The sequence below is a fragment of the Burkholderia aenigmatica genome, assembly GCF_048627025.1.
GTDB classification, from domain to species: domain Bacteria; phylum Pseudomonadota; class Gammaproteobacteria; order Burkholderiales; family Burkholderiaceae; genus Burkholderia; species Burkholderia aenigmatica.
In genome coordinates this window covers 2,965,920-2,992,878 of sequence record NZ_CP184469.1, presented here as the reverse complement: position 1 = coordinate 2,992,878, position 26,959 = coordinate 2,965,920, and the positions used below count along the sequence as shown (strand labels likewise).

Sequence of the window (26,959 nt, the reverse complement as noted above, 5' to 3'; positions counted from 1 at the left end):
CGCCGCGATTCGGCGCCATCGGCCGTCCGGCCGATCCCCGGCGTGCCGCTGCGGGACAAAAAACGCGGTAATCTTGCGGAACCCGTCACTTTATTAGCGGCCGTGCGACCGAGCGCGGCTGCCTGCATTGGCATATGTCGACATCACCCGCCCGTCAGTGGGGCCTTGAAGAAATCGTTGCCGGCTTGCGCGAGTCGCGCGAGGAACTCCATCGCACGCGCCATCCGCGCGGCATCCGCGAACTGCCGTCGCGCGACGCGATCTGCAAGATTGTGACCGGCCTGCGCGCGTCGATGTTTCCGACGCACTACGGCGCACCGGATCTGACCGACGAAAGCGTCGACTTCTACGTCGGCCACACGCTCGAAAGCACGCTGCGCATTTTGTCCGAACAGATCCGCCGCGCGCTGCCGTTCCTGCCCGAGCATGTCGATACACCGTTCGCCGAGCTCGACGAACGCGCGTTCGAAATCGCGCGCGAATTCGGCCGGCAGTTGCCGGCGGTCCGCGCGCTGCTCGTCAGCGATATCCAGGCCGCGTATGCGGGCGATCCGGCCGCGCAGCACATCACTGAGATCCTGCTGTGCTACCCCGGCGTGCTGGCGATGATGCACCACCGGCTCGCGCACGCGCTGCACCAGCTTGGGGTGCCGCTGCTTGCGCGGTTCATCAATGAAATCGCCCACTCGGCGACCGGCATCGACATCCACCCGGGCGCGCAGATCGGCCCGAGCTTCTTCATCGACCACGGCACGGGCGTCGTGATCGGCGAGACCGCGATCATCGGCGAGCGCGTGCGCGTGTATCAGGCCGTCACGCTCGGCGCGAAGAGCTTCCCGGCCGATGGCGAAGGCGCGCTGGTCAAGGGCAATGCTCGGCACCCGATCGTCGAGGACGACGTGGTGATCTATGCGGGCGCGACGATTCTCGGCCGCGTGACGATCGGGCGCGGCTCGGTGATCGGCGGCAACGTGTGGCTCACGCACAGCGTGCCGGCCGGCACGAGCGTCGCGCAAGGCAAGGTGCGGGAAGGCGGGAGCGCCGAGAAACCGTAACGCGGCGCGCGGCCGCCGGCCGCCGCGCGCGTGCGGTCAGTGCTTGCCGTCGGGCGCGCGGTGCTTGTACAGCACGTCCTGGTCGACGCGGATCAGGTTCTGCCCTGCATCGACGACGAAATCCACGCCGTTGTACGCGTTGCCCGTCAGCATCAGGATCGCGCTCGCGACGTCGTCGGGGCCTGCGATGCGCGCGAGCGGCGTCGATGCGCGGCTCGCGTGTTCGAAGTCGGCCTGCGTCTGGTCGTCGCTCGGCAGCATCAGCCCGGGGAATACCGCGTTCACACGCAGCACCGGCGCGGACGACAGCGCGAGCATCTGCGTGAGGTTGCCGAGCGCGGCTTTCGCGACCGTATAGCTGAAATGGTCGCGGTGAAAGTTTTCCTTGATCTTCTGGTCGACTACATTCACGACGACACCTTGCGTGCCGGCTGCGCGGGCCCGTTCGTAGAACGCGCGCGTGAGCAGGATCGGCGCGCGGCAGTTGACGGCCCACGCCTGGTCGAATGCCGCGAGGTCGAAGCTCGGGAAATGGTCCTGCCAGAATACCGACGCATTGTTGACGAGCACGTCGAGGCGCCCGAAGCGCGCATACACCTGGTCGATCAGCGCGGTGATCTGCGCGGCATCTGACAGATCGGCCTGCAACGCAACCGAATCGTGCCCGCGTTCGGCAATCGCGCGGGCCGCCGCCTGCGCGGCATCGGCCGAACGGTCATAGTGCACCGCGGTGCGATAGCCGTGCGCGGCGAAATACTCGGCGAACGCACGCCCGGCCCGGCGCGCGGCGCCGGTCACGAGCACGACGGGCGCGTGCGCCGCTTGCTTCGTCTGCTCCATTACGTATTCGTCAGGTTCACTGAAGAAGGATTCGCGACGATCGACAGGAATTCGCGCCGCGTCGACGGATCGGTGCGGAACGTGCCGAGCATGCGCGACGTGACCATCTCGACGCCCGGCTTGTGCACGCCGCGCGTCGAGATGCACTGGTGCGCGGCTTCGAGGATCACGCCAACGCCCTTCGGCTGCAGCACGTCGAACAGCGTGTCGGCGATCTGCACGGTCATCTTTTCCTGGATCTGCAGGCGCTTCGCGAACGCGTCGACGAGGCGCGCAAGCTTCGAGATGCCGACCACGCGATGATTCGGCAGATACGCGACGTGCGCGCGGCCGATGATCGGCACCATGTGGTGCTCGCAGTAGCTCTCGAAGCGGATGTCCTTCAGCACGATCATTTCATCGTAGCCGTCGACTTCGCTGAACGTGCGCGCGAGGATGTCGCGCGGCTCCAGCGCATAGCCGGCGAAGAACTGCTCGTACGCGCGCACGACGCGTGCGGGCGTGTCGATCAGGCCTTCGCGCGCGGGGTCGTCGCCGGCCCAGCGCAACAGTACGCGAACCGCGTCTTCTGCTTCATCACGGCTCGGCCGGGATGCGGCCGGCTCGGGCCGCGCGGACTTCTTTTTAGCCATCTATCTGCTCCATCGAATGCCGCCGCCGGGGCGGCGCGGAATCCGGGCATTGTTTCATGCTTTTGCGGGTCGCGTATGAGGCCTAGGGCCTGTTCCCGCTCATAACGGGCTTGCGAACGTGCGTTGCCGGTCGTAGTGCAAGGAGTGAGGCGCGCCGTTTGGCCGAGCCAAACAAGCGACGATCGACGCCGCAATACGGCCGGCAACGCGCGTTCCCCTGTTTGGAAAAATTCATTCGTGGGGCTGGCCGCCAGAAGGGCCGATCGCCGCGTCATGCTCCTCGCGAATACGTCGAGTATTCACTTCGTCGCATTCCTTGCGCTCGGCCCTTCTGGCGGCCAGCGCAAGCCCGTTATGAGCGGGAACAGGCCCTAGACTCACTTCGGCCATTCGTCCTGCTCGTCGTTGAACAGCGACGCGACCACGCCGCGCAGCCACGCGGTGCGCGGATCGTTGTGGTACTTGCGATGCCAGTGCTGCTTCAGGTCGAAGCGCGGCAACGCGAGCGGCGGTTCGACCGGCACGATGAACGCGTGTTCCGCCGCATACGCATAGCCGATCGCGTGCGGCACCGTCGCGATCAGGTCGGTGCGGCTCAGGATGAACGGCAGGCTCATGAAGTGCGGCGTCTCGAGCACCGCGCGGCGCTGCATGCGCTGCTTCGCGAGGTACTTCTCGAGCACTTCCTGGCTGCGGCCTTCGGCGCGCACCACCGCGTGCCCGCACGTGAGGAACTGCTCGACCGTGAACGGCGGCGCCTGCTCGAACGGATGGCCGCGCCGCATCAGGCACACGAACCGGTGCGTGAACAGCCGCTGCTGAAAGAAGTTGTTGCCGTCGAGATCGGGAAAGTAGCCGACCGCGAGATCGAGCGTCCCGGCTTCGAGGCCGCGACCGACCTCGTCGTGCGCGAGCGAGACCGAGCGCAGGTTCGCATGCGGCGCGCGCGTCGCGAACGCCTGCAGCAGCTTCGGCAGGAACACGATCTCGCCGACGTCCGACAGCGCGATCGAGAACGTATGCGTGCTCACGGTCGGGTCGAAGTCGTGCGGCGCGACGAGGCCGCGCTCGATCTGCGCGAGCGCGTCGCGGGCGGCCGGCAGCAGCGCGAGCGCACGCGGCGTCGGCTCCATCCCGCGCGACGTCCGCACGAACAGCGGATCGCCGAAATACTCGCGCAGGCGGCCGAGCGCCGTGCTCACGCGCGGCTGGCTGACGCCGAGCAGGTCGCCCGCGCGGCTCACGTTGCGCGTGTCGTCGAGCGCGACGAGGTAGGGAATGAGGTTCAGATCGAGCGTATCCATCGCCAAGCCAGTATCGTCAAAACGTATACAACATATCTCCTGAATCGCGTTGCCGCATAGTCGGGAAAGCGCTCAAATGTGTTCCACGATTCGAATTAATGTTCAGGAGACGAACAATGCGCACCCAAGTCGCGATCATCGGCGCCGGTCCGTCCGGCCTTCTGCTGTCCCATCTGCTGCGCCTGCAAGGCGTCGATTCCATCCTCGTCGAAGCGCGTTCGCGCGAATACTGCGAGAACCGCATCCGTGCCGGCGTGCTGGAGCAGGGCACGGTCGACACGCTGAACGAAGCCGGCCTCGGCGACCGGATGCGTCGAGAAGGGCTCGAACATCACGGCATCGAGCTGCTGTTCTCGGGCCAGCGCCATCGCATCGACCTGTCCGCGCTCACCGGCGGGCGCGCGATCACCGTCTACAGCCAGCATGAAGTCGTGCGCGACCTGATCGCGGCCGGCGTCGAGCATGGCCACGCGATGCACTTCGAAGTGAGCGACGTCGCGTTGCACGACGTCGAAGGCGAGCACCCGTTCGTCACGTGCAAGCATGCCGACGGCCGCGAAGACCGCATCGACTGCGACTACATCGCCGGCTGCGACGGCTTCCACGGCATCGCGCGCCAGACGATTCCGGCCGAGCGGCTGAACACGTTCGAGCGCGTCTATCCGTTCGCGTGGCTCGGCATCCTCGCCGACGCGGCGCCGTCGCTCGACGAGCTCGTCTACGCGCATCACGACAACGGTTTCGCGCTGTTCTCGATGCGCTCGCCGACGGTCACGCGCCTGTACCTGCAGTGCAAGCCCGACGAAGACCTCACCGAATGGTCCGACACGCGGATCTGGGACGAATTGCACACGCGCTTCTCGAACGACACGGGCTGGACGCCGACCGAGGGCCGGATCACGCAGAAAAGCGTGACGCCGATGCGCAGCTTCGTATCCGAGACGATGCAGCACGGTCGCCTGTTCCTCGCCGGTGACGCCGCGCACATCGTGCCGCCGACCGGCGCGAAGGGGATGAACCTCGCGGTGGCCGACGTCCGCGCGCTGTCCCGCGCGCTCGGCGCGCGCTACCGCAACGGCGACGCGACGCTGCTCGACACGTATTCGGCGACTTGCCTCGAGCGCGTGTGGCGCGCCGAGCACTTCTCGTACTTCATGACGAACATGCTGCACTCGTCGCCGGAGGACTCGCCGTTCGTCAATCGCCTGAAGTTTGCCGAGCTGAAATATGTGACGCGCTCGCGGGCTGCCGCGCAGGCGCTCGCCGAAAACTACGTCGGGCTGCCGTTCGACGATGCGACGGCCCCCGAGGGAACCCGCCTTGACAACGCGCTGTGCGCGACTCTATGATCGGCCCATCGTTCGCTAATCGAATCTAGGTTCGAATAGCGAACAAATACCGGGATCGAGATCGGCCCCGGCGCGGCACGCGGCACGCGCGTGTCCCCTCGACAGGCCGCGCATCGAGCCGCGGGTTCGTATCAGGAAGAGACATGGTCAACAAGATTTTCGAATCGCTTCAGTCGGCGGTAGCCGACATCCACGACGGCGCGACAATCATGATCGGCGGCTTCGGCACGGCTGGCATGCCGTCCGAGCTGATCGACGCGCTGATCGAACAGGGCGCGCGCGACCTGACGATCGTCAACAACAACGCGGGCAACGGCGAGACGGGCCTCGCGGCGCTGCTCAAGGCGAAGCAGGTGCGCAAGATCATCTGCTCGTTCCCGCGCCAGAGCGACTCGCAGGTGTTCGACGGGCTGTACCGTGCCGGCGAAATCGAGCTGGAGCTCGTGCCGCAGGGCAACCTCGCGGAGCGTATCCGCGCGGCGGGCGCCGGCATCGGCGGCTTCTTCACGCCGACCGGCTACGGCACCAAGCTCGCGGAAGGCAAGGAAACGCGCGTGATCGACGGCAAGCCGTATGTGTTCGAGACGCCGATCCATGCCGATTTCGCGCTCGTGAAGGCGTACAAGGGCGATCGCTGGGGCAATCTCGTGTATCGCAAGACCGCGCGCAACTTCGGGCCGATCATGGCGAGCGCCGCGAAGGTCGCGATCGTGCAGGTGTCGGAAGTCGTGCCGCTCGGCGCGCTGAACCCGGAACACATCGTGACGCCGGGCATTTTCGTCCAGCGCATCGTCGAGGTGCCGCAGGCCGCGCATGCGGCCGAGCTGGCCGCCGAACACGCCACGTCCCAAGCCGCCTGAGCGCCCGAACTTTGTATGGGACCGGAGTAAGCGCTGAAGCGCCAACTCCGGTCGACAGGAGCATTCAAATGAAACGACTGACCCGCGATGAAATGGCCAAGCGTGTCGCCCAGGACATCCCCGAAGGCGCGTATGTGAACCTCGGCATCGGCGTGCCGACGCTGGTGGCGAACCACCTCGACCCGAGCAAGGAAATCTTCCTGCACAGCGAGAACGGGCTGCTCGGCATGGGCCCCGCGCCCGCGCCCGGCGAGGAAGACGACGAACTGATCAACGCCGGCAAGCAACATGTGACGCTGCTCACCGGCGGCGCGTATTTCCATCACTCGGATTCGTTCGCGATGATGCGTGGTGGCCATCTCGACTACTGCGTGCTCGGCGCGTTCCAGGTGTCCGCGACCGGCGACCTCGCGAACTGGCATACGGGCGCGCCCGATGCGATTCCGGCGGTCGGCGGCGCGATGGATCTCGCGATCGGCGCGAAGCAGGTGTTCGTGATGATGGAGCACCTGACGAAGCAGGGCGAGAGCAAGATCGTCGCGCAGTGCTCGTATCCGGTTACCGGCGTGCAGTGCGTGAGCCGTATCTATACGGATCTCGCGGTGCTCGACGTGACGGCCGACGGCCTCGCGGTGAGCGAGATCTTCACCGACCTGTCGTTCGACGAACTGCAGAAGCTGACCGGCGTGCCGCTGATCGACGCGACGCAAAAGGCCGCTGCCTGAACCACCGGCGTGCCGGCGCGTGTCTCGCGCGCAGGCCGGCACGCTTGGGTGGACAATAGGCGCACGCCGTTTCCCCAATCTGATGCCATGCTCGAAGACAGCGCCCGCCTGACCTCCCTCATCTGCGGCACCGAGCCGCTCAACCGGATCTGGTCGCCCCGCGCGACGATCCAGCGGATGCTCGACGTCGAGGCCGCACTCGCGCGAGCGCTTGCCGCGCAGCAGGTGATTCCCGCCGCCGCGGTCGCGCCGATCGAACGCGCGTGCGATGCCAGCCGGCTCGACGCCGACGCACTCGCGCACGGCGCGGCGCTCGGCGGCAATCTCGCGATTCCACTCGTCAAGCAGCTCACCGCGCAGGTGAAGGCCGACGATCCCGAGGCCGCGAAGTTCGTGCACTGGGGCGCGACGAGCCAGGACATCATCGATACCGCCACCGTGCTGCAGCTGCGCGACACGCTCGACGCGCTGGAGCCGATGCTCGACGAAGCATGCGCGTCGCTCGCGGCGCTTGCGCGCACGCATCGCGCGACACCGATGATCGGCCGCACGTGGCTGCAACAGGCGCTGCCGATCACGCTCGGCCTGAAATTCGCACAATGGCTCGATGCGCTGCTGCGCCATCGCGCACGCTTCGCCGAATTGCGCGAGCGTGCGCTCGTGCTGCAGTTCGGCGGCGCGGCCGGCACGCTCGCGAGCCTGCGCGAGCAGGCGGCCGGCGTCACGGCCGCGTTGGCGGCGGACCTGAAGCTCGCGGCCCCGGCCGTGCCGTGGCACACGCAGCGCGACCGCATCGCGGAAGCCGCGTCCTGCTTCGGGATGCTGACGGGTACGCTCGGCAAGATCGCGCGCGACGTGTCGCTGCAGATGCAGACGGAAGTCGGCGAACTTGGCGAGCCGGCTGCCGCCGGCAAGGGCGGCTCGTCGACGATGCCGCACAAGCGCAACCCGGTCGGTTGCGCAGCCGTGCTGACGGCTGCCGTGCGCGCGCCGAACCTCGTCGCGACGGTGTTCGCGGGCATGGTCCAGGAACATGAACGCGCGCTCGGCGGCTGGCAGGCCGAATGGGACGCGTTGCCCGATCTCGCGCGCCTGACCGGCGGCGCGCTTGCGCAGATCGCGCAGATCGTCGCGGGCCTCGACGTGAACACCGAACGCCTGGCCGCGAACCTCGGCCTGACGCGCGGGCTGATTCTCGGCGAAGCGGTGATGCTCGCGCTCGGCGACAAGATCGGCCGGCTCGATGCGCACCACGTCGTCGAACAGGCGTCGAAGGAAGCCGTGCGCACGGGCGCGACGCTGTTCGACGTGCTCGCCGCCGATGCGACCGTGTCGGCGCACCTGTCGCGCGACGCGCTCGCGCGGCTGCTCGATCCCGCTCATTACGTCGGCGAGGCGCAGGCCTACGTCGACGCCGTGCTCGCGCTGCACGCGGGCGCGCAATCACCAGGAGAACATTGATGCCTTTCGCCACTGTCAACGGCGTGAAACTGCATTACCGGATCGACCGTGCCGCGCGCGACGACGCGCCGTGGCTCGTCTTCTCGAACTCGCTCGGCGCCGACCTGCAGATGTGGGCACCGCAGATCCGTCCGCTCACGCAGCACTTCAACATCCTGCGCTACGACACGCGCGGCCACGGCCATTCCGACGCGCCGGCCGGTTCGTACACCGTCGAGCAGCTCGCCGGCGACGTGATCGGCCTGCTCGACCACGTCGGCATTGAGCGCGCGCATTTCTGCGGGATCTCGATGGGCGGGCTGACGGGCGCTGCCCTCGCCGCACGCTTCCCGTCGCGCATCGTTCGCGCGGTGTTGTCGAACACCGCCGCGAAGATCGGCTCGCCGGAAGTGTGGGCGCCGCGTGCGCAGAAGGCGCGTGCCGAAGGGATGGCCGCGCTCGCCGATGCCGTGCTGCCGCGCTGGTTCACCGACGCGTTCGTCGAGCGTGAGCCGCGCCTGTTCGATGCGATCCGCGACACCTTCGTGCATACCGACAAGGACGGCTATGCGGCGAACTGCGACGCGCTGAATGCGGCCGACCTGCGCGAAGAGGTGAAAGGCATCGCGCTGCCGGTGCTCGTGGTGACCGGCGCGAAGGACATGTCGACGCCGCCCGACCAGGGCCGCGCACTGGCTGCCGCGATTCCGGGTGCGCAGCACGTCGAATTCGACGCCGCACATATTTCGAACATCGAGTGCACCGACGGCTTCAACCGCGCGCTGCTCGATTTCCTGACCGCGTGAGGCACCGGCGATGGATGACCAGGAACGTTACGAAGCAGGGATGAAGGTGCGTCGCGCAGTGCTCGGCGACGCGCACGTCGACCGTTCGCTCGAGAACCGCACCGAGGTGACCGACGAGTTCCAGAACCTGATCACGCGCTATGCATGGGGCGAGATCTGGACGCGCGACGGCCTGCCGCGCCATACGCGCAGCCTGCTGACCATCGCGATGATGGTGGCGCTGAACCGTGGCGAGGAACTGGCGCTGCACCTGCGCGCCGCGCGCAACAACGGCGTGACGCGCGACGAGATCAAGGAAGTGCTGCTGCAGACCGCGATCTATTGCGGCGTGCCGGCCGCGAATTCCGCATTTCATCTCGCGGACAAGATCTTCAAGGAGCAGGATGCGGCCGGTTAAGTGCCGGACGTAGTTCGATGTTGAGTCGAGGCCCGCTGATGGTTGGCGGGCCTCTGCGATGAATGAACGCGCCGGCAGAGCATCGGCGCGCGGCGTACCGGATGACCGGTGCGCGAACAAAGGCAAGACGCGGTTCCGAGGTCGCGTCGCTTATAAACAATTAGCTATGCATGCGACCAGGGTAGGCGCTAAGGCGTCAACCTGGATCGACCGCGAAGCATGGGATCCAGGTAAGCGCTAAGGCGCCAACCCGGATCGACCGCGTAGCATGGGATCCAGGTAAGCGCTAAAGCGCGAACCTGGATCGACCGCATAGCATGGGATCCAAGTAAGCGCTAAAGCGCTAACTTGGATCGACACAGGAGACTAGCGATGAATCGCACACCCGTGGTCGATGTCCAGACCTTCATCAACGAGCAGCCGTTCGGCGGTTTTCAATGGCTCGTATTCCTCATGTGTTTCGTCATCGTGCTGCTCGACGGCTTCGATACGGCCGCGATCGGCTTCATCGCGCCGTCGCTGCTCGGCGAATGGAACCTCACCAAACCGGATCTCGCACCGGTGCTGAGCGCCGCGCTGTTCGGCCTCGCGTGTGGCGCGCTCGTGTCGGGCCCGCTGTCCGACAAGCTCGGGCGCCGCTCGCTGCTGCTTTGCTCGGTATTCCTGTTCGGCGTCGCATGCCTGATGTCCGCCTTCTCGACCACGATCGGGCACCTGACGATCCTGCGCTTCATCACCGGCGTCGGGCTGGGCGCGGCGATGCCGAACGCGGTCACGATGATGGGCGAGTTCTGCCCGGACAAGCGCCGCGCAACCGTGATCAACCTGATGTTCTGCGGTTTCCCGCTCGGTGCCGCGTTCGGCGGCTTCCTGGCCGCGTGGATGATTCCGCATTTCGGCTGGCGCAGCGTGCTGATCCTCGGCGGCGTGACGCCGCTGCTGCTCAGCGTGCTGCTGTTGCTCAAGATGCCGGAATCGGTGCGCTTCATGGTCGCCAACGGCCACGCCGTCGACAAGATCCGCGCGACGCTCGCGCGCATCTCGCGCGATGCACTGAACGCCGGCTCGTTCGCGATGACCGAAGCCGCACCGCAGACGGGCAGCAAGGGCCTCGGCGTAGTGCTGTCGCGCTCGTACCTCGTCGGCTCGGTGATGCTGTGGCTCGCGTACTTCATGGGGCTCGTGATCTTCTACGCGTCGATCAACTGGATGCCGATCCTGCTGAAGGATGCCGGCCTGACGCCGAAGAGCGCGACGCTGATTTCCGCGCTGTTCCCGCTGGGCGGCGTGGGCGCAGTGCTGTGCGGCGTGCTGATGGACCGCTTCAACGCGAACCGCGTGATTGCCGTGTGCTACGCGCTGACCGCGGTGAGCGTCTATGCGATCGGGCAGGCGGCCGGTAACGTCGGGCTGCTCGTGCTGGTCGTGTTCGTGGCCGGCGTGCTGATGAACACCGCGCAATCGTCGATGCCGGCGCTTGCCGCCGCGTTCTATCCGACCGAAGGGCGTGGCACGGGTGTTGCGTGGATGCTTGGCGTCGGCCGCTTCGGCGGGATTGCGGGATCGTTCCTCGTCGCCGAACTGACGCGCCGGCACTTCTCGTTCGCAGGCGTGTTCGCGACGATCGCCGTCGCGGGTTTGCTCGCGTGTGTCGCGCTGCTGATCAAGCAGATGGCGCGGCCGCATGGCGTGACGCAGCCGGCAGGCAAGATCGAATCGCTCGGGCATTGAGCGCAGCGCGGGCCGGTGCGATGCGCCGGCCCGCCGATACGGCGGCCGTCGGGCCGCCGGCTATTCTTCCGCGTCGTGTTTCTTCACGAAGTTGCGCAGATACGCGCGCAGCGCGGCCTCCCGGCTGCGATGATCGGCAAGGTTCGCGGCGCCCATCTCTTCCTCTTCGCCGAACATCGTCGGCGGCGCGCCGTAGGTGCCGATTTCGATGTCTTCGCGCAGCACGCGAATCTCGTGCGTGAGCGGGTGATATTCGGCGATCCAGTGCATCCCCTCGATGTGTTCGCCCGCCCTCAGCAATGGCTTCATCAGCACTCTCCCGGCAGCAGCGGCGCAACCGGCGAAACGGTTGCGCGCGCCCGTACCAAAAGGGTACGCCTGCATCGGACGAATCTCAACGGGCGCGCGGTGAGCGCTCACTACGCCAGCAGATGCGCGACAAGCGGATACAACGACAGGACGAGCAGCGCGGCCATCGTCATGTTGAAGATGCGCAACGCGCGGCGGTTCGACAGGAACCGGCGCAGGCCGAGGCCGAACGCAGCCCACAGGCTGATGCACGGGAAGCCGATCAGGATGAACACGACGGCCATCCACGCGGCGTTCATCCCGTAGTCGGCGGACAGGCGGATCGTCGTTGCGGCGGTCAGCACCATCATCCATGCCTTCGGATTGATCCACTGGAACGCGGCGGCTTCGATGAACGTCATCGGCCGCGGCTTGCCGCCGTGCGCCTTCACTTCGCCCGATGTGCCGATGCGCCACGCGAGGTACAGCAGGTACGCGACGCTCGCGGCTTCGAGGATCGTGTAGAGCAGCGGGACGCGCTTGAATACCTCGCCGAGCCCGAAGCCGACGCAGAGCATCAGGATCGCGACGCCGATGCTGATGCCGCACAAGTGCGGCATGGTGCGGCGGAAACCGAAATTGACGCCGGACGCGAGCAGCATCGTGTTGTTCGGGCCGGGCGTGATCGTCGTGACGAGCGCGAACAGCATGCCGGCTGGCAGCGCGCTCAGGGTGAGGAATTCCATCGCGGATTCTCCATTCGATGCTGGACTGGGATGGAGGTCAGTTTAGCGACGGTTTTCTGTACAGTACCGGTACAGTTTGTTTGACGATTGCCGGTACGGGGGAAAGGGTGGGATGGTTGCTGTGGGGCGTTGTTGTTTCTCAGAGAAGATACCCCGAGGTCTCAATGTGTTGTCGTTGAATAAAAAACTGCGTTACACGCGCTTTTGATGAAATATAACTCGCTATGAGAGAATATTGTTGTCGATATTTTGCAGTGTTTGATTTTTACGCAATATTAAATCTACATCATCGTGTTGTTGCCGCACTGAGGGTACCCAACCGCCACTTCACTTCGAACGCTCATCGGCAGAGGCAGGAGCGGGGGAGCGTGAACGGCTATCCGACATGGCATCAGGTCACCGTCAGTCGACGGATTTTTCGGCCGTCACGATGAATTCTCGACAAATAGCCGACGAGTGCGTCGAAACACGCCGGATCGACTCTGAATACGTAGTCGAAACTCGAAGCAATCGTATGCGAATCATACTGATAGGTGCCGCTCGCGAACGTTCCCACGTTCGCGGGATCGACGCCCGGCGGAGCGAAGCCGCTCCGGGCGACAACGTTCGCCCATGTCTCGATCGCGGCACATATCGGGGTTGCGACGTCTTTGGCGAGGGGCTGATCGAACTCGACTTGTACTTCACACTCGCGAATCGAATCACGCCCGTCGAGCTTCTGCACGAACGCAAATGGCGCATCAACCGGGGGGCGAGGCCATTCCCCTTGATCCACGACAAGCTCCCGCTCGACCGCATTCGCGTCAGGTTCTTCAATGTGCACGATGCTGGAGCGAATGCCCATCGCCGCCAGTAGATTGGTCGCGACCCGCCACTGCCATGCCGGCAGATGATCCGTGGCAATGCGCCAACGTTGCGTTTCGCTCGCTGGATCCCATGTCGACGACATGACCATCGCCGATGCCCGGCGATTCTCGCGAGCGTCGCTCACATAAAAGCCAAGATCGATGTACCCGGTAAATAACGGCAACGGATCAGACATGACCAGATCGGAAGCCTCAAGCGAGGTCCCTTCTGCATTTTCTTCGAGATAAGCGACGCCCATGCCGCGTCCCGTGATATCGACTCGCATCACGCATACCTCGTCAATGATTCGATCGATCGAAGACATCGAGCCAATCCTGCACCCCGTGCTGTCGAAACTCCCACGGCAGCAGGCCGCCATCCACCGAATCGAGCCTGACCGGCCGCACCAGTTTTGCCACAGGACTGTATGCAGCAACGTAATCGTCGCGAGAGGCGTCTCCGAGTTGCGGCTCCGGCGTGGCCTGCAGGCACACACCATGTTTGAGCCGGCGCATACGCACCGCTGTTCCGGCAATGTGTTGCTCGATCCCGGAAATGCCACCGATCCAGTCGACCTGATTCTCGCTCAGGAAGGTCAACCAGTTCGCCCGTTTCAGATAGGGACGCGCAATGGCTGCCTGATGCCGCTCCGTGAACTCGGGGTCGCGCTGCCGCAACTTGTTGCCAACGCCGACCATGACGCTCGCGACATCGAACCCAGGATATCGCTGCATCAACGCGGCTACCCGATTGCGGGTTTCCGTATCTAGATCGGGGGATGGAAAATTGATGGGAAAGTTGAGCCCGAATCCACAGGATCCCGAAATAAAGCGTCGGTTCGCCACGATATCGAATTCGCACAGCCAGTCTGCGACACGATTGCCGGTCACCAGCGGATGGTCGAGCGGCAACGTCAGATTGAGGATCGTGTGCATCGGGAGCGACCGCTGCTCGGTCGCACGCCATTGCTTGAGTTCGTCAGGCGTCGGTTCGACATACGGACGATGGGCGAAGTCGATTCGCAGGCTGCCGGCCGTCGCCCCCGCATCGGCGCCATTTTCCATCAAGCAATAGAATTTCTTCGGAAAAGGGACGGGTTTTTCGCACCAGGTCTTGACGAGACTTTCCGCCCGCTTGTTGATGGGTTTCCAGCGTCCATCACCGGTGTTGTAGTGCGTCAGGTAATCGCCCAATGCTTCCCGCGCGCGCCTGTAGAAGTCGAAGATTTCAGGACCTTCGTCGAACTCCATCGCCCACTCGAACGACAGGCACGGACTGATCAAAGCGACATCGGCCCTTTCGAAACCAAGATTCATTGCGTCTTGCATCACGCTCCTCACGGAATGACGAATTCGGGAACCATACCCCCAGCCCCAGCCCCAGCCCCAGCCCCAGCCCCAGCCCCAGCCCCAGCCCCAGCCCCAGCCCCAGCCCCAGCTCCAGCCCCAGCCCCAGCCCCAGCCCCAGCCCCAGCTCCAGCCCCAGCCCCAGCCCCAGCTCCGCCCAAGCCAAAAGATGGCAACCCATTGGGAGATTCCAAAAGAGGCATGCCATACATCCCCATCGCCGGAACCTCTTTCACGACCTCTTCTTGTTGGACCTTCGTACCCTTCCCACACCCGCATTTCTCCGGGCCCAGGCTCGAGTCCTCATTGGAGTACGGATTACGCCCGCCGTTCTGCTGCTCGTTGATCGTGTTGTAGTCTTGACGCTGCAATTTGCCATTGCCCGCGCCGGGGTTCGTACGCCAGGTATCGACCGTTCAACTCGGCTCAGGCCTCCAGATTTTGGCACCACCCAAGGCGCTTACCCGGTATTTGTGGTCGCGAAGCACGATTCATTTTAGGAATCCTTATCGGATTGTATCGCACGCCGTCGCACAAAAATGGATGTGGCCGCAGTTCCAGGTTTACATAAACGCAGACTCGTCCAGTCCATCGCGTGAACTTGGTGGATCGATGTCCATCGTGTCCCCGTTATATCACCGCGATTTACCCGGCGGTGCGCCGCTGTCGTTGTGGGTTCGAGTTTTTTCGGAACTACCTCGCGTTCCTAGTCCCGCTGAGGAGGTCAGGACTATCGAGACGATGGATCGACCGTTGCCCAGGGAGTACGTCGGGATGAAGCCGATCAATCTGGGCACGAACAAGCGATCTGGTTGGCTCGGGAAATGTTGAGATTGTGTGGCGTAGTTTTTTGGCTACTGTCAAGGCCTGTGCGTAAGAAAATTGCGGCAAAGATACCTTGTGAATGTTCACGGGGGTGCGCAAATAAATCATTTAATAACAGTGACTTATGTATTTCCGTTAGTTTGCTGTTGTGAGAATAGAAATACACAATTTCTTTTTTGTGGCGAGGGTCGTTGCTTTCTCCGCTCTTACACTCGCGATTCCCAAACGGGCATCTGTCCGGGCATGACCAACAGAACAAGGTCCTCCGGGCGGTTGCAGACCGTTTATGAACAAGGTCGCGAGACCTGCCTCTTTTTAGAAGGGAGCTCCACGAATGAACAAGACTCTGATCGTTGCAGCAGTTGCCGCATCGTTCGCTACCGTCGCTCACGCGCAAAGCAGCGTCACGCTGTACGGCGTGCTGGACGCAGGCATCACCTACCAAAGCAACGTCCAGACCGCATCCGGCCAAGGCAAGTCGCGCTTTTCGATGGGTTCGGGCATTGACCAGAGCCGTTTCGGCCTGCGCGGCTCGGAAGATCTCGGTGGCGGCCTGAAGGCAATCTTCACGTTGGAAAGTGGCTTCAACATCGGTAACGGCAAGTTTGCGAACGGCAACGGCGGCATGTTCAACCGCCAGGCTTTCGTCGGCCTGTCGAGCCAGTACGGCACGGTCACGCTGGGTAAGCAGTACGACGCGACGCAAGACTACCTGGCGCCGCTGACGGCAACGGGTTCGTGGGGCGGCACGTACTTCGCGCACCCGCTGAACAATGACCGTCTGAGCACGAACGGCGACGTCGCGCTGAACAATACGATCAAGTACACGAGCGTGAACTACGCGGGTCTGCAATTCGGCGGCACGTACTCGTTCTCGAACAGCACGAACTTTGCCAACAACCGTGCATACAGCGCCGGCGTGTCGTACCAGTACCAAGGCCTGAAGGTGGGTGCGGCGTACTCGCAAGCGAACAACGCTGGCCTGTCCACGTCGGGCGCGGTGAACCCGTCCGTCGATACGAGCGGCAACGCCTTCGGCATTCAGGGCCGCACGCGTACGTATGGTGTTGCAGCAGCATATGCATTCGGCCCGGCACAAGTCGGCGCGGCATGGACGCAATCGCGCCTCGACAACCAGACGAACGGCCTGGGTACGCTGCGCGCTGACAACTACGAAATCAACGCGAAGTACAACCTGACGCCGGCTCTCGGCTTGGGCGCTGCCTATACGTACACGAATGCGAAACTGAACAACAACAGCACGCACTGGAATCAGTTCGGCGTGCAAGCCGACTACTACCTGTCGAAGCGCACGGACGTCTACGCTCAGGCGGTGTACCAGCGTGGTACGAAGGGCGCCGGCTTGGGTTCGTCGATCTACAACGGCGATATCAACGCGTTCCCGAGCTCGAAGGTCAGCCAAACCGCAGCAACGGTTGGCCTGCGTCACCGCTTCTAAGCGTGACGGCGGGCTAGTCAGTTCCGAAAAAAGCGCCCTCGGGCGCTTTTTTTGACGCCTGAATTCAAGGCTAGAGAATTATAAATATCGCGAAACGCTGGCAAATTGCAGATTTTGATAACTGCCTGTCGTATGAGCTGTTGGTAGTGTGCCCGTGTAGATGCGAACTCTGCTGATCGCAGTGTCTCATGTAAAAAAATGACGTGGCCTGAATTTATCGCATTGCTTTGAGCGATTTGCGTCACTGCGTTTTGGCGGCATGGTGTGCTTTATTCATTTGTGGTCATGTGTGAATTCCCAATGACTTGTTGGTGCCGCTGATGTGCAAGTGTGGATGAATTTTTGTGCGTGGTGTTGGGGCTATCAGAAAGGTGCTGCGACATAAATTCTTAGGATCAGATGATTTCTAATAAAGCGCAGGGTTGTGGGCGCTCAGAAATTTTAGATGGTTTCCTGAAAATTCAGGCGCCAATGCGGCGGGATTGTGACGGCGAAGTGAGGGAGCATGCTTGAGAGATTGCGACAGTGCGTTGCTAAATATGGTTGGCAATGTTTGACGAGTGACTGGATGGGTGTCAATTCACGTCATCAGTTCGCTTGCGCTCGTGGGCACGTTTTTGAGCGTGTGGCATTGACCTTGCTCTATCGAAATAGCGGTGCACCGGTATGCATATTCTGTCAGCAGGAAGATATTCGTGATAGATGGTTGGGTAAATTGGCAGAGCGAGGGGGGACGCTTCTGAGTGGTCCATTCGTTGGATTATTTGCGCGTTACCAAATTCGTTGCGCAGCGGGGCACGAGTGGAGCGTGGAGGGAAGGAAGATCAGTGAGGGGCGTTGGTGTCCGATCTGCGCGCATAGTGACGCGACGCGACGAAGCTGTTGTTCGGATGGTTTGGCCCGGCTTCACGCTAAAGCACAAGAGAGAGACGGAAAATGTCTTTCATCCAACTATACGATCGAAAGTCGTCTATATAGATTCGAATGTGCGAAGGGGCATCGTTGGGAGGCCAGGGCAAACGATATCCTCCGGGGAACTTGGTGTGGTCGTTGCGCAAAATTAACCACCTCCGGGCAGGTGGATCCCAATGGATTGGCACGTCTGCAGGCGGCCGCCCGAGAAAAGGGAGGAGTTTGTTTGACGGATGCGTATGTGGGTTCAGCCGCGAAATACCCTTTTCGTTGTGCGATGGGCCACGAATGGGTGGCAATAGCTAGTCAGATTTGGCTCGGGCACTGGTGTCGGCAATGTGCAGGCCTAAAATTGCGTCAGACAATTGATGACATGCGAGCGCTTGCGACCGCTCGTGGTGGACTGTGTTTATCGAAAGAGTATCAGGGCCGTAGGACCAAATTGACTTGGCAATGCCATCGCGGTCATATCTGGGAATCTCGACCGATAAATATAAGTGCGGGAACATGGTGCCCGCAATGCGCGATTACTAACAGAACTCGCCGTAGAGATAATTGAGCGCGGTACCGGCCTTAAAGCCCAAGGATGTGCATATCCCGTTTGGAAATAGTACAGTTCCCGCACCGCCAACCGTTACCGCGAAGTTCAGCCGCGTCGACCGGACGGTTCCCTGCACGATGCTCATCTCTCCCCTGCAAGACGCTATTTGGCAGCGTAAATGCTTCCGGGACCGAACTTCTCATTTGCGGCGTATAGGTTGTTCAGTCGACGATCGGGCCGACTGATGTGAAGCCTTTCTTGGCGCATCGCGTCATGTCAGTTGAAACGATGTCTATGAGTCACTCCGCTCGCGCGGCAAAGCGCCAGACGCGGTGGTCTCCACCAAACCACGGCGCGATTCACTTTGCTTGAATGCGTTGCGTCCTCGGCGATAGCGATTTCCTCACGCCTTGGCGGAAATGGCGCTGAGCTTCTCGAGATTGCGCTCGGCGTGGCCGCACGCATTGTCGTGCTGTGCGTGATGAACGGATTCCGAAGCGAAGTGTGCGACCGATGTGGTCGAAATGGGGGGCGGCGTTCACGATGGCGCTGCTGGCGACACGCTACCCGGGCTTGCGTAGTGCAAGCGCGAATTCGGCGGAAGCGCTGCATGCTGTCTGCGCGACCTCGGCGGGCGCGCAGACAGCGAAAATGCACCGTGTGACCTGACGGGCGGAACGTGCATTTCATTTCGTCTCATGCGCATTCGCCAGGCGTCAACGAACCGCTCAGTAAGCGTAGCGGTCGTAGTACGCCTCGTCGTCGCGATGCTTGTTGCGACGCATCTTGCGCATGTTGTCGCGGTCCCGTGCATCGTCGCGCTCCCGCGCGTTGCGGCCGAGGTTGCCGCCCAGTGCCGCGCCGCCGCCGCCGCCGAGCGCAGCCCCCAGGAGCCCGCCGTTGCGGCCGCCCATCGCATGGCCGGCCGCGGTGCCCGCGCCACCGCCGAGGGCACCGCCAATGATTGCGCCGTCGCGCTCGTCGCGGTTCGCTGCGATCGCGCCGCCGGCGCCACCACCGATCGCGCCGCCCACCACCGCACCGGTGCGGCCGCCCAGTGCATCGCCGACGGTTGCACCGGCGATGCCGCCCAGCGCACCGCCGAGCGCGTTGTCCCAGTTGTCCGCCGCGGCCGGCAGTGAAATTACCGCAGCCGCGGTGACGATGAATGCGGAGGCGATCTTCTTCAACATGCGAATGCTCTTCCTTGTGCTCAATCTGAAGTCTGGTTTCTTGCGTTGCTGCCGATTCGTTTCAACGAGTCCTTTAAACGAAAGGCCGGCGAAAGATAGCACTCCCATCCAATTCAGGTTCGCCATTGTCGTAACAGATTGTGTGCGCCCGGAAAGCGACACCGGCATCGCTGATTTTTTATCTCGACTCCATTATTTCTCCATCAAACTGCATGAAAACGTCCATCGAAGCCAAGCACTTTCGGCAAGTCTTTCTATGGAATACCGGCTTGCAGCACATACTGGATGCCGTTCGGCGCTGCGCGGTCATCGACCATCTTTGGGCGACGGCGTGAAAGCCGGGAGTAGCGGTTCCAGTGCGGCCCATAGCACATTGCTGATTTTGCGTCTGGACATGTTGCGAAGACATGGCGTTCATCGCTTCATGTCCAGGTTGTGTTAGCGACCCTGACGCTAAATGACTTTGTAGTATGACGAAGTGTCAGGGTATGGCACAGTTTTGGATATTCCGGTCAGGCGGTTTAGCGGTCTGTGTGCAATTAGAAATACGGCGGCTTTTTTGCGACTTGTCGTTAATTGGCAGGCCGACTGCTTCGCGGCAATTGTGCGTGGCGTATGCCACTTAACGACTGCCGGACGAAGCCCTGCTCGACGGGCAAATTGATGTCAACCTGCTGTCCCGCACGTCTCGCGGGATTTCGCTTAATGAGAGAGCCTTCGAATGACGGGTTTCAAGGAGCCGGAAATCAATGTGGTGACCTGCACCTCCGGTGCGCGTACCTTTCTCACCAACGCGTTCTTGGTCGAGCTGTCGAACGGTGTCGTGGCCATCGACGCAATGATGACCGTATCGGATGCGCGCCAGGTGCGTGATCGGCTGGATGCGCTGCGCAAACCCTTGCTCGCAGTGCTGATCACGCACGGGCATCCGGATCACTACAACGGTGTCGGCGAGCTGATTCGCGGTTTCGACAATGTGCCGGTCATCGCCACGCGGGGCGTCGACGAGGCCATGCGCCGTATCGACGATGCCAAGGCCGTCCAGTGGCAGTCGGTGTTCGGCGACGATTGGCCGGCACGGCGCACCTTCCCCAATCGCTTCGTGCGCGACGGCGACGTGCTGCATTTCGATGGCGTGCCGTTCGAGGTCAGGGAGTTTGGCCCGGGCGAATCGCACTGGGATTCGGTCTGGACCGCGGGATGCCAGCGGCGTGTCGCCTTCGTCGGTGACATGGTTTTCAACGGCGTCCATTCCTTCATGAACGACGGCCATACGGCGGACTGGCTGCGCAGCCTCGATGCGCTCGAACGTTTGTCCGGCGACATCGCACTGTTCTATACGGGCCACGGCCCAGCCGGCGAGCCACTCGCCATGATTGCCGCGCAGCGTGCTTATATCGGGTGCTATCGCGCGGCGGTGGCGCGGCTCGCGAACGGCAATCGTAGCCTGGACGATACCGGGAAGGGCGAGCTGGAGGCCGTCATGAAGCGCTTCCTGCCCACGGCCGACCTCGACATCTTCATCAAAGCCGGGGCGGATGCCGTAGCGGCGGAGTTGGCGTTGCAGGTATCGGACAAGTCCATTCCCACCGGCCTGCAGGCTCACGTTGACGCAAGATGAGGCAACCATGCCAGATAGCGCTTGCTATTTGGCGCAACGGAGCATCTCGCACGCACGTGCAACCGCTAGGCATTCGTCGGCCTATCGCCCCATCGAGATCGAGGCCCAGAACGACGCGTTGACGATGCTGGCGCAGCAGGATGTCACGATCGAGAGCGCTTCGAGACGGTTGGTCCTGCGCGCGGAGAAGGGGATGATTTTGAATGTCGGCGGCTCGTACATCGAGATCACACCAGACATGATCGAGAACGGCCCATCGGGCCAGATTCTCGAAAAGTGTGCGTCGTGGGACAAACCGGGGGCGTCGACGACAAAGAGCAAATTCGGCACTGCGAATGGTGCGTCGATAAGACCCTCGCTGAACATCACCGGCGCGTGTTGGGGGCGAGCTAAAAAGTGAAGCGATTTCCGTGAATCGCACACATGAACCGATGCACGGTCCCCGATAGGCACGCCAAATTGATTGTTTTATTGGTGTTCGTGGAGCTGAACTGCGTCAGATTACGTTCCGAAAAGTAAATAATAGATGGCGAGGCACCTGATAGTTCTGTCATCTATGCTCAGGGCAATAGTAAGAAATAAACTGATGGGTTTCGGAGTATTGGTGATGTACTGCAGTTGCCCATCGAGGTGGGGCGCCGCTTATATCGGTGTCAGATGCCTTGCCGTGACCATCCGCCTTCAATTCGAAAATTTTTGTTAATCGTTAAAATTGTCAAACTGCCTTGACAAAAATTAGGGCCATTATTCAAGCCTTGAGTTTGCGATTCTATTATTCTGAGAGCGTTCCTCATTCGGTGCGGGGCGCTGTAGCAACTTGAGGGTACTGAGAGTAGACGACGTGGTTTAATCGTGCATTCGAGAGGGAAGTGGATGCGTTCGATCGCCTTACGGCTGGACGTGTCCAAGACGGGGTATGCAAGCGCAAGTCGATAACGCGCCCGCTGCGCCGGACAATACGACGTTAAAAGAGGGCGCAACATGCAACTCAGCCTTGCGAAAAAACTCCAGGCGTTCGCCACGGGTATCGACGCGAATCGCCGTCCTGTCCGCCTCAATTTTGGAGCCTTGCAGGCTCGACTCGGTCCGCTACTGAATCTCCAGCATGCCGATATAGACGAAGCGTTGATGTCCGGCGTTGCTGGCACGCTGACCTGTGTGTCGACATCCGATGATCTGGACCACCGCGACTTTCTCGGTTTGCCCGTCTCGGTGTGCGTCACAACCGACCAAGGTGCCGAGCACACCATCAATGCCATTGTCGACGGCATGAAGACGGGGCAGTCCAACGGCGAACTCACGTGCTACCAGCTCAGCATCGTGGACGCATATTCATTGCACCGCCGAGGTCGGCGTTCGCGCAAATTTCTGAATCAGAACGCACCGTATGTGATCTCGACCGTATTGAGCGAATGGCGAACGCGCAGCGCTGCGTTTGCCCGTGTTTTCGAATTCGATCTGTCAGGACTTGACTCGTCGGCCTATCCTGCACGATCCCTGATCCTGCAAGAAAATGAATCAGACAGTGCGTTCCTTGAGCGCCTCTGTCGCCGTGAAGGCATCACGATGTTTGTGAAGGCTGGGCCGGCAAAGCAGTCAGAGCATGGCAATCGTGATGGCGAATCACCGATTCATACCTTGGTGTTCTGCGATGGATCGAGCGGGCTTCCCCAAGCGCCGGCAGGACGGGTGCGCTATCACCCGCGCGATGCCGCGACCGAGCAGCGCGACTCGGTTTTCCTGTTTGCACCCCATCGCACGCTTGTGTCGGGGCACGTTGGGCGTTCCTCCTGGAATTTGCAGTCGGCCGCGATGGACGAAGCGGCGCGCGATGCAAGCATCGATCAAGGCGCGGCCGGCAACGACCTGGCGCGCGAGTTGGCTGATATCCAGATCGACATCCCGCGCGCCGGCCATTCATCCGCCGATCACGATCGTCTGACGGCCAATCGCATGCTGGCCTACGACATGCAGGGCGAGCAGATCGACTGCACCAGCAACATTCGAAATCTCGCGGTTGGCTCCTGGCTTGGCATCGATGGCCTGGCGCATCTTGATGCGCAGTCGCCGGAGGAGCGGGATTTCACGATCATCGCGATTCATCATAGCGTTTGGAACAACCTGCCGGCCGGCGTGCATGAGCAGGCAGGTCAGCTTTTCGAACTGAGTCACAATTTCGAGCGCGGCCCCACGGCTCGGAAGCCCTTCCGTCCGGTCGATGATCAGGCTGATACGCGCTACGAAAACAGCTTCTCATGTGTGCGCCGTCGGATTTCTCTCAAACCTGAATACGATCCCTACACGGATCGCCAACATGCTCACCTGCTGACTGGCGTTGTCGTGACGCCGGGCGACGAAGAGGTATGGTGCGACGAACTTGGGCGACCTTCCGTCCAGATCATGGGGCTCTACAGTGAGTACCACACCCACCAGAGCGGCGCCGGCACGAGTGGAACCGCGTCCGACAGTCCGCCGATCCGCGTGTTGACCGCTTGGGCCGGTGAGCGGTTCGGTATATCGATGCCGTTGCGAAAGGGGATGGAAGTCCTGCTCGCGCCCGTTGCGGGAGAGGCCGATCGCCTCGTGATCATTGGCGTGCTGAGTAACGGCAAGCACATCCCCGCACAATTCCACCATACGGGCGACCTGCCGGGTAATCGCGCACTGTCGGGTATCGTCAGTCGCGAGATCAAGGGCGCGCGTGCGAACCAACTTCAATTCGACGATACGCCGCAACAGATCAGCATGCATCTTGGCAGTGATCACGCTGCCAGTGCGGTCAATGGGGGCTTCCTGACGAAGCCACGTGACAACGGGCAGGGCGATCCACGCGGAGAAGGGATCGAGGTCCGCACTGATGCGAACGCTTCGGTTCGGGGTGGCAAGGGCGTTCTTATCTCGGCATGGCAGCAATTGAAGGCGAGCGGGCATCAACTCGATCGCGAGGAGTGCCTTCAATTGATGCAGGAGTGCGTCGACCTGTTCAAAAGCCTCGGCGACTACGCCGCGCAGCATGAAGGCATTGCGGCCGATACTACGCCGCATCAGGATCTCGTTGGAGCCGTTCAGAGTTGGCCGAGCAGTGGGGCTGCTCGGGGCAGTGGTGGCAGTGGAAGCGCGGCGGCTGTCGCGATCACTTCACCGGACGGCGTCGGTGTCGTTACACCGAAAACCGTCGCTACGCATGCGGGCAAGAACGTCGATACTGTTGCGCTGGAAAGCGTCCAAACCGCCGCTGGTCAGAAGATCAAACTGGATGCCGGACACGACGTGGCACTGTTTTCGCAGGGCGGCGACGTATCGGCAATTGCGAACCAGGGGAAGGTCAAGTTGCAAAGCCAGGGCAACGATACGCTGATCGACTCTGCCAAGAATATTCAGTTTACCGCTGCCGGCGGCAAGTTGATTGGCATGTCGAAAGATGAAGTGGTTTTCACGACCGCAGGGGGAGCGTATCTGAAGCTGCATGGTTCGAATGTTGAACTGGGATGTCCTGGACAGTTCATCGTGAAATCTGCCGGTCACACATGGGACGGTCCGGCCAGTATGAGCGCTGACCTGCCGACGTTTAGTCATGCGCCGCTCAGTCGTGTTCCGAAACTGGTGAGAGCGACGGACGGGCAACCTTCGACGGACTTTGTCGGTGAAGTTCAGCGATCGTCTGGTGGCTTTGTTTCCGGGCAGACTGATGCGGCCGGCCGTCTTTCGCAGATCGACACAAACCAGTTCGAAAAGCTGACTTTCAACTTCTTCGAAAAAGAATGACCGAGTAGGAACGAGAGAACCTCATGGCTAATCCATCGACTTCCGCATCCGGCGCCGCATCGGGCAAACGTTTTCAAGTGGCGAGCGGCGAAGGCGTCACGAAGTTTTCTGGCGGAGATGCGCTTGCAATTCAACGTCCACCATTGCCTGGCGTCGTGATCTTTGTACACGGCGTCAATTCCGAGGGGGAGTGGTTTAAGCCCGCCGAAGAAGGGCTGTGCAAAGGGCTCAATCGGCGACTCGGTCGGCTAGACGATCAGATGGCCCACAAGGGGGTCGAGGGAGGGCAGCTTACACCGGCGCAATACATCGACAGTTTGACGCCAGACGGGTTTATCAACCCAAAGATGACTTCCAAAACGTATGTAAAGTCGACGCCGTCGTTTTCTCCGGTTATTCATTTCCGATGGGGCTATAAGGCAAACAAGGAGGAATTGAAGGAGTACGGGGCCAACGTCTTTCTGAACGAACAGAACTACTGGGGTGGCGGGCCGTTTGCGAATGGCTGTTCGAGCCTTCCCGACATGTATCACGAAGGCGTCAACGATCGGTTGTTTGGCTGGCTCAGAGTGCAGAGTCTGAATGCGATAACGGCACGCGAAGTCTACTCGACCCCGGCGCGGCACTACGGTGTGATGGCTGCACTACGCCTTGCAAAGTTGATCGAATCAATCCGAAGAAAGCAGGCGGACATGCCGATTACGGTCGTGTGTCATAGCCAGGGCAACATGGTTGGTCTACTGGCCGCATTTCTCGGCGATCAGCTACAGAACGTGAGCGACGTCAATGGAAAGACCGGGCGCTGTGTAGCCGATACGTATGTGCTGGCGAATCCGCCATACAGCGTCATGACGGATGATTTTGGTGGACGCGCTGCCGACTCATGGACACAGCGCGGCACGCTCGACAAGGACGGTAGACGCGGGCGCGAAACCTATCAGGCTCGCATCACGACATTGGGAAACTTCCTCAGCATCATCCACGAGCGTCGGCCATTCGACATGGATGCGGCGTATATCGACAAGCATATGGCGAATACGCGCCCGTCACCGAGTGGCGGCAAGCCTTTTCAGGCTGCATTGGACCGCCAGCATCATGGGCTAAACGGGTCTACCTACGGCCGGGTAACCTTGTACTGCTGCCCGCACGATCAGGTAATTTCGGCGGTGACCGTCCAGGGCATGGGGTGGCGTGGACTGAGCGACGGGGAACTGCGAGATATTGGCGTGGGGAACGTACTGACCCAGCGAGTTTTCGCTTCCGGCTATTACGTGGGCCTGCCGCCTGGTCCTCGAACAGTCTATCGGTATTGGGAGGACGACTGGCGATACGGGAAAGGTGCGACCCCCGGTTTTTGGTACCCCCCTCGCCGGTCACGAAATTTAGTTTCCGGCGAACCATGTTGGCGGCCAATTCCAACATCGAGAGAGCGAACATTCTATCGACCTTTGTTCTCGGGTCAGGGGTGTTTTCCCTGCTGAGATTCGTCAAAACCAAGGTTAATGGCGATCCGCCGAAAGGTTGGTCGGTGACGATCAGTGCGCCGAAGCTCGATGAGCCGTTCAAACCGCAGGCAATTCAATATGGCGGTAAGGCATGCAAAACAATGGACGGTCCGAATGCGGTCAGCGACTTCAACGAGTATTACGATCCTCCCGCGTCGGCTCGCCAGGCCAAAAAACCTGAAGACCGCAAGCCGGGCGACGCACTCGATAACTACAATGGGAAGGCCCCTGCGCTTGGTGATGCGAAATCCGAGGCTGAGCAACGCTACGAAGATCATGCGATCGTGCGGCAACGGATTCGCCGACTGAACGCAACGGGCTTTATGGATAAGGATGGTCGGGTGAAAACGGAAGAGCCGGGGTGGCAAGACCCGCAACAGCAAGGTGGATTGGCGCCGCTGAACCAGCAGATCCTGACCGACTACCTGAAGGGGACTGAGGAAAATAACCCGACCAACCACTCAACCACGATGACCAATCCGAAGCATGCGGAGAAGGCGCTTGCGTATGATGTGGCAGTTGGCGTGTGCAAATTGTCGGATGACGATTTGCAAAATCTCCGCGTTGAGGCGGATTGGCGCTTTTGGAAGGGGATAGCTGGTCAAAATCCTAATAGAAAATACGGCGAATATTTTTCACTGGGAACAATGGCAAATATAACCCTCGGCGAATGGATATCGCATGATGGTGAGGCGCGGATGCCCGGCAAGATAGTCGACGAGCGCGACGGTTGGATGATCCTCGACGGCTATTTAAAGGGGGCGTAATGATTC

20 protein-coding genes and 1 pseudogene are annotated in these 26,959 nt (G+C 61.6%); 13 read left to right on the top strand and 8 right to left on the bottom strand.

Annotated features, from left to right (window positions below; translation table 11 throughout):
• The first annotated feature begins 134 nt into the window (after positions 1 to 134).
• On the top strand, positions 135 to 1,055 hold the full coding sequence (gene epsC, locus ACN8ZM_RS30530) for a serine O-acetyltransferase EpsC (RefSeq protein ID WP_043186152.1): 921 nt from the start codon (positions 135 to 137) through the stop codon (positions 1,053 to 1,055).
• A gap of 36 nt (positions 1,056 to 1,091) precedes the next feature.
• Here epsC and ACN8ZM_RS30525 read toward each other — a convergent pair whose 3' ends face one another.
• The 3 genes from ACN8ZM_RS30525 to ACN8ZM_RS30515 form a co-directional block, all read right to left on the bottom strand.
• Positions 1,092 to 1,895, bottom strand: a complete 804-nt coding sequence (locus tag ACN8ZM_RS30525) for an SDR family oxidoreductase (protein ID WP_043186151.1) — start codon at positions 1,893 to 1,895, stop codon at positions 1,092 to 1,094.
• The gene (gene folE / locus ACN8ZM_RS30520) at positions 1,895 to 2,527 is read right to left on the bottom strand and encodes a GTP cyclohydrolase I FolE (RefSeq protein WP_420211649.1); all 633 of its coding nucleotides are present in this window, start codon (positions 2,525 to 2,527) and stop codon (positions 1,895 to 1,897) included. The genes ACN8ZM_RS30525 and folE overlap by 1 nt, the downstream gene beginning before the upstream one ends.
• Before the next feature lie 377 nt (positions 2,528 to 2,904).
• Positions 2,905 to 3,831, bottom strand: a complete 927-nt coding sequence (locus ACN8ZM_RS30515; RefSeq protein WP_089454047.1) for a LysR family transcriptional regulator — start codon at positions 3,829 to 3,831, stop codon at positions 2,905 to 2,907.
• 116 nt (positions 3,832 to 3,947) lie between these two features.
• On the opposite strand from ACN8ZM_RS30515, the gene pobA reads away from it, so the two are divergent.
• From pobA to ACN8ZM_RS30480, 7 genes are all read left to right on the top strand, one after another.
• A complete protein-coding gene (pobA, locus tag ACN8ZM_RS30510; protein ID WP_420211648.1) occupies positions 3,948 to 5,180 on the top strand; it encodes a 4-hydroxybenzoate 3-monooxygenase in 1,233 nt (410 codons plus the stop codon).
• A gap of 143 nt (positions 5,181 to 5,323) precedes the next feature.
• The gene (locus ACN8ZM_RS30505) at positions 5,324 to 6,040 is read left to right on the top strand and encodes a 3-oxoacid CoA-transferase subunit A (protein ID WP_043186141.1); all 717 of its coding nucleotides are present in this window, start codon (positions 5,324 to 5,326) and stop codon (positions 6,038 to 6,040) included.
• Between the two features lie 68 nt (positions 6,041 to 6,108).
• Positions 6,109 to 6,765: a CoA transferase subunit B gene (locus tag ACN8ZM_RS30500; RefSeq protein ID WP_124456744.1), complete on the top strand. Its 657-nt coding sequence runs from the start codon at positions 6,109 to 6,111 to the stop codon at positions 6,763 to 6,765.
• An 87-nt stretch (positions 6,766 to 6,852) separates the two neighbouring features.
• Positions 6,853 to 8,226 carry a 3-carboxy-cis,cis-muconate cycloisomerase gene (locus tag ACN8ZM_RS30495; RefSeq protein ID WP_420211647.1) on the top strand — a complete coding sequence of 458 codons (1,374 nt, stop codon included), beginning with the start codon at positions 6,853 to 6,855 and terminating at the stop codon, positions 8,224 to 8,226.
• The gene (gene pcaD / locus ACN8ZM_RS30490; protein WP_043186128.1) at positions 8,226 to 9,011 is read left to right on the top strand and encodes a 3-oxoadipate enol-lactonase; all 786 of its coding nucleotides are present in this window, start codon (positions 8,226 to 8,228) and stop codon (positions 9,009 to 9,011) included. Before ACN8ZM_RS30495 ends, pcaD begins: the two co-directional genes overlap by 1 nt.
• 10 nt (positions 9,012 to 9,021) lie before the next feature.
• On the top strand, positions 9,022 to 9,408 hold the full coding sequence (pcaC, locus tag ACN8ZM_RS30485) for a 4-carboxymuconolactone decarboxylase (protein WP_034206288.1): 387 nt from the start codon (positions 9,022 to 9,024) through the stop codon (positions 9,406 to 9,408).
• 372 nt (positions 9,409 to 9,780) lie between these two features.
• A complete protein-coding gene (locus ACN8ZM_RS30480; RefSeq protein WP_420211646.1) occupies positions 9,781 to 11,139 on the top strand; it encodes an MFS transporter in 1,359 nt (452 codons plus the stop codon).
• Positions 11,140 to 11,199: 60 nt separating this feature from the next.
• Here ACN8ZM_RS30480 and ACN8ZM_RS30475 read toward each other — a convergent pair whose 3' ends face one another.
• From ACN8ZM_RS30475 to ACN8ZM_RS30460, 4 genes are all read right to left on the bottom strand, one after another.
• Positions 11,200 to 11,448, bottom strand: a complete 249-nt coding sequence (locus ACN8ZM_RS30475; protein WP_043186116.1) for a hypothetical protein — start codon at positions 11,446 to 11,448, stop codon at positions 11,200 to 11,202.
• 110 nt (positions 11,449 to 11,558) lie between these two features.
• Positions 11,559 to 12,173 (bottom strand): LysE family translocator, encoded by a 615-nt coding sequence (locus ACN8ZM_RS30470; RefSeq protein ID WP_043186113.1) that lies wholly within the window; start codon positions 12,171 to 12,173, stop codon positions 11,559 to 11,561.
• 391 nt (positions 12,174 to 12,564) lie between these two features.
• Positions 12,565 to 13,344 carry a hypothetical protein gene (locus ACN8ZM_RS30465; protein WP_420211645.1) on the bottom strand — a complete coding sequence of 260 codons (780 nt, stop codon included), beginning with the start codon at positions 13,342 to 13,344 and terminating at the stop codon, positions 12,565 to 12,567.
• Positions 13,319 to 14,347, bottom strand: a complete 1,029-nt coding sequence (locus ACN8ZM_RS30460) for a type VI immunity family protein (RefSeq protein WP_420211644.1) — start codon at positions 14,345 to 14,347, stop codon at positions 13,319 to 13,321. Before ACN8ZM_RS30460 ends, ACN8ZM_RS30465 begins: the two co-directional genes overlap by 26 nt.
• A 1,177-nt stretch (positions 14,348 to 15,524) precedes the next feature.
• On the opposite strand from ACN8ZM_RS30460, the gene ACN8ZM_RS30455 reads away from it, so the two are divergent.
• Entirely contained in the window at positions 15,525 to 16,649 is a 1,125-nt protein-coding gene (locus ACN8ZM_RS30455) for a porin (RefSeq protein ID WP_043186104.1), read from the top strand.
• A 2,181-nt stretch (positions 16,650 to 18,830) separates the two neighbouring features.
• Here the strand turns inward: ACN8ZM_RS30455 and ACN8ZM_RS30450 are convergent.
• Positions 18,831 to 19,295 carry a glycine zipper domain-containing protein gene (locus tag ACN8ZM_RS30450; protein ID WP_043186102.1) on the bottom strand — a complete coding sequence of 155 codons (465 nt, stop codon included), beginning with the start codon at positions 19,293 to 19,295 and terminating at the stop codon, positions 18,831 to 18,833.
• 721 nt (positions 19,296 to 20,016) lie between these two features.
• Between ACN8ZM_RS30450 and ACN8ZM_RS30445 the strand changes: the two genes are divergently transcribed.
• The 4 genes and pseudogenes from ACN8ZM_RS30445 to ACN8ZM_RS30430 all read left to right on the top strand — a co-directional run bounded on the left by ACN8ZM_RS30445 (position 20,017) and on the right by ACN8ZM_RS30430 (position 26,953).
• Positions 20,017 to 20,916, top strand: coding sequence for an MBL fold metallo-hydrolase (locus tag ACN8ZM_RS30445; RefSeq protein WP_420211643.1), 900 nt, complete (start codon positions 20,017 to 20,019; stop codon positions 20,914 to 20,916).
• Between the two features lie 7 nt (positions 20,917 to 20,923).
• Positions 20,924 to 21,316, top strand: coding sequence for a DUF2345 domain-containing protein (locus tag ACN8ZM_RS30440; RefSeq protein ID WP_420211642.1), 393 nt, complete (start codon positions 20,924 to 20,926; stop codon positions 21,314 to 21,316).
• A gap of 581 nt (positions 21,317 to 21,897) precedes the next feature.
• Entirely contained in the window at positions 21,898 to 24,681 is a 2,784-nt protein-coding gene (locus ACN8ZM_RS30435; protein WP_420211641.1) for a type VI secretion system Vgr family protein, read from the top strand.
• 23 nt (positions 24,682 to 24,704) lie between these two features.
• Positions 24,705 to 26,953, top strand: a pseudogene (locus tag ACN8ZM_RS30430) (T6SS effector phospholipase Tle3 domain-containing protein).
• Positions 26,954 to 26,959 lie beyond the last annotated feature (6 nt).

Bases quoted from the DNA above. Each gene is read 5' to 3' on its own strand.
- epsC (WP_043186152.1), top strand. From the start codon at position 135: ATGTCGACATCACCCGCCCGTCAGTGGGGCCTTGAAGAAATCGTTGCC.
- ACN8ZM_RS30525 (WP_043186151.1), bottom strand. From the start codon at position 1,895: ATGGAGCAGACGAAGCAAGCGGCGCACGCGCCCGTCGTGCTCGTGACC.
- folE (WP_420211649.1), bottom strand. From the start codon at position 2,527: ATGGCTAAAAAGAAGTCCGCGCGGCCCGAGCCGGCCGCATCCCGGCCG.
- ACN8ZM_RS30515 (WP_089454047.1), bottom strand. From the start codon at position 3,831: ATGGATACGCTCGATCTGAACCTCATTCCCTACCTCGTCGCGCTCGAC.
- pobA (WP_420211648.1), top strand. From the start codon at position 3,948: ATGCGCACCCAAGTCGCGATCATCGGCGCCGGTCCGTCCGGCCTTCTG.
- ACN8ZM_RS30505 (WP_043186141.1), top strand. From the start codon at position 5,324: ATGGTCAACAAGATTTTCGAATCGCTTCAGTCGGCGGTAGCCGACATC.
- ACN8ZM_RS30500 (WP_124456744.1), top strand. From the start codon at position 6,109: ATGAAACGACTGACCCGCGATGAAATGGCCAAGCGTGTCGCCCAGGAC.
- ACN8ZM_RS30495 (WP_420211647.1), top strand. From the start codon at position 6,853: ATGCTCGAAGACAGCGCCCGCCTGACCTCCCTCATCTGCGGCACCGAG.
- pcaD (WP_043186128.1), top strand. From the start codon at position 8,226: ATGCCTTTCGCCACTGTCAACGGCGTGAAACTGCATTACCGGATCGAC.
- pcaC (WP_034206288.1), top strand. From the start codon at position 9,022: ATGGATGACCAGGAACGTTACGAAGCAGGGATGAAGGTGCGTCGCGCA.
- ACN8ZM_RS30480 (WP_420211646.1), top strand. From the start codon at position 9,781: ATGAATCGCACACCCGTGGTCGATGTCCAGACCTTCATCAACGAGCAG.
- ACN8ZM_RS30475 (WP_043186116.1), bottom strand. From the start codon at position 11,448: ATGAAGCCATTGCTGAGGGCGGGCGAACACATCGAGGGGATGCACTGG.
- ACN8ZM_RS30470 (WP_043186113.1), bottom strand. From the start codon at position 12,173: ATGGAATTCCTCACCCTGAGCGCGCTGCCAGCCGGCATGCTGTTCGCG.
- ACN8ZM_RS30465 (WP_420211645.1), bottom strand. From the start codon at position 13,344: ATGTCTTCGATCGATCGAATCATTGACGAGGTATGCGTGATGCGAGTC.
- ACN8ZM_RS30460 (WP_420211644.1), bottom strand. From the start codon at position 14,347: ATGCAAGACGCAATGAATCTTGGTTTCGAAAGGGCCGATGTCGCTTTG.
- ACN8ZM_RS30455 (WP_043186104.1), top strand. From the start codon at position 15,525: ATGAACAAGACTCTGATCGTTGCAGCAGTTGCCGCATCGTTCGCTACC.
- ACN8ZM_RS30450 (WP_043186102.1), bottom strand. From the start codon at position 19,295: ATGTTGAAGAAGATCGCCTCCGCATTCATCGTCACCGCGGCTGCGGTA.
- ACN8ZM_RS30445 (WP_420211643.1), top strand. From the start codon at position 20,017: ATGACGGGTTTCAAGGAGCCGGAAATCAATGTGGTGACCTGCACCTCC.
- ACN8ZM_RS30440 (WP_420211642.1), top strand. From the start codon at position 20,924: ATGCCAGATAGCGCTTGCTATTTGGCGCAACGGAGCATCTCGCACGCA.
- ACN8ZM_RS30435 (WP_420211641.1), top strand. From the start codon at position 21,898: ATGCAACTCAGCCTTGCGAAAAAACTCCAGGCGTTCGCCACGGGTATC.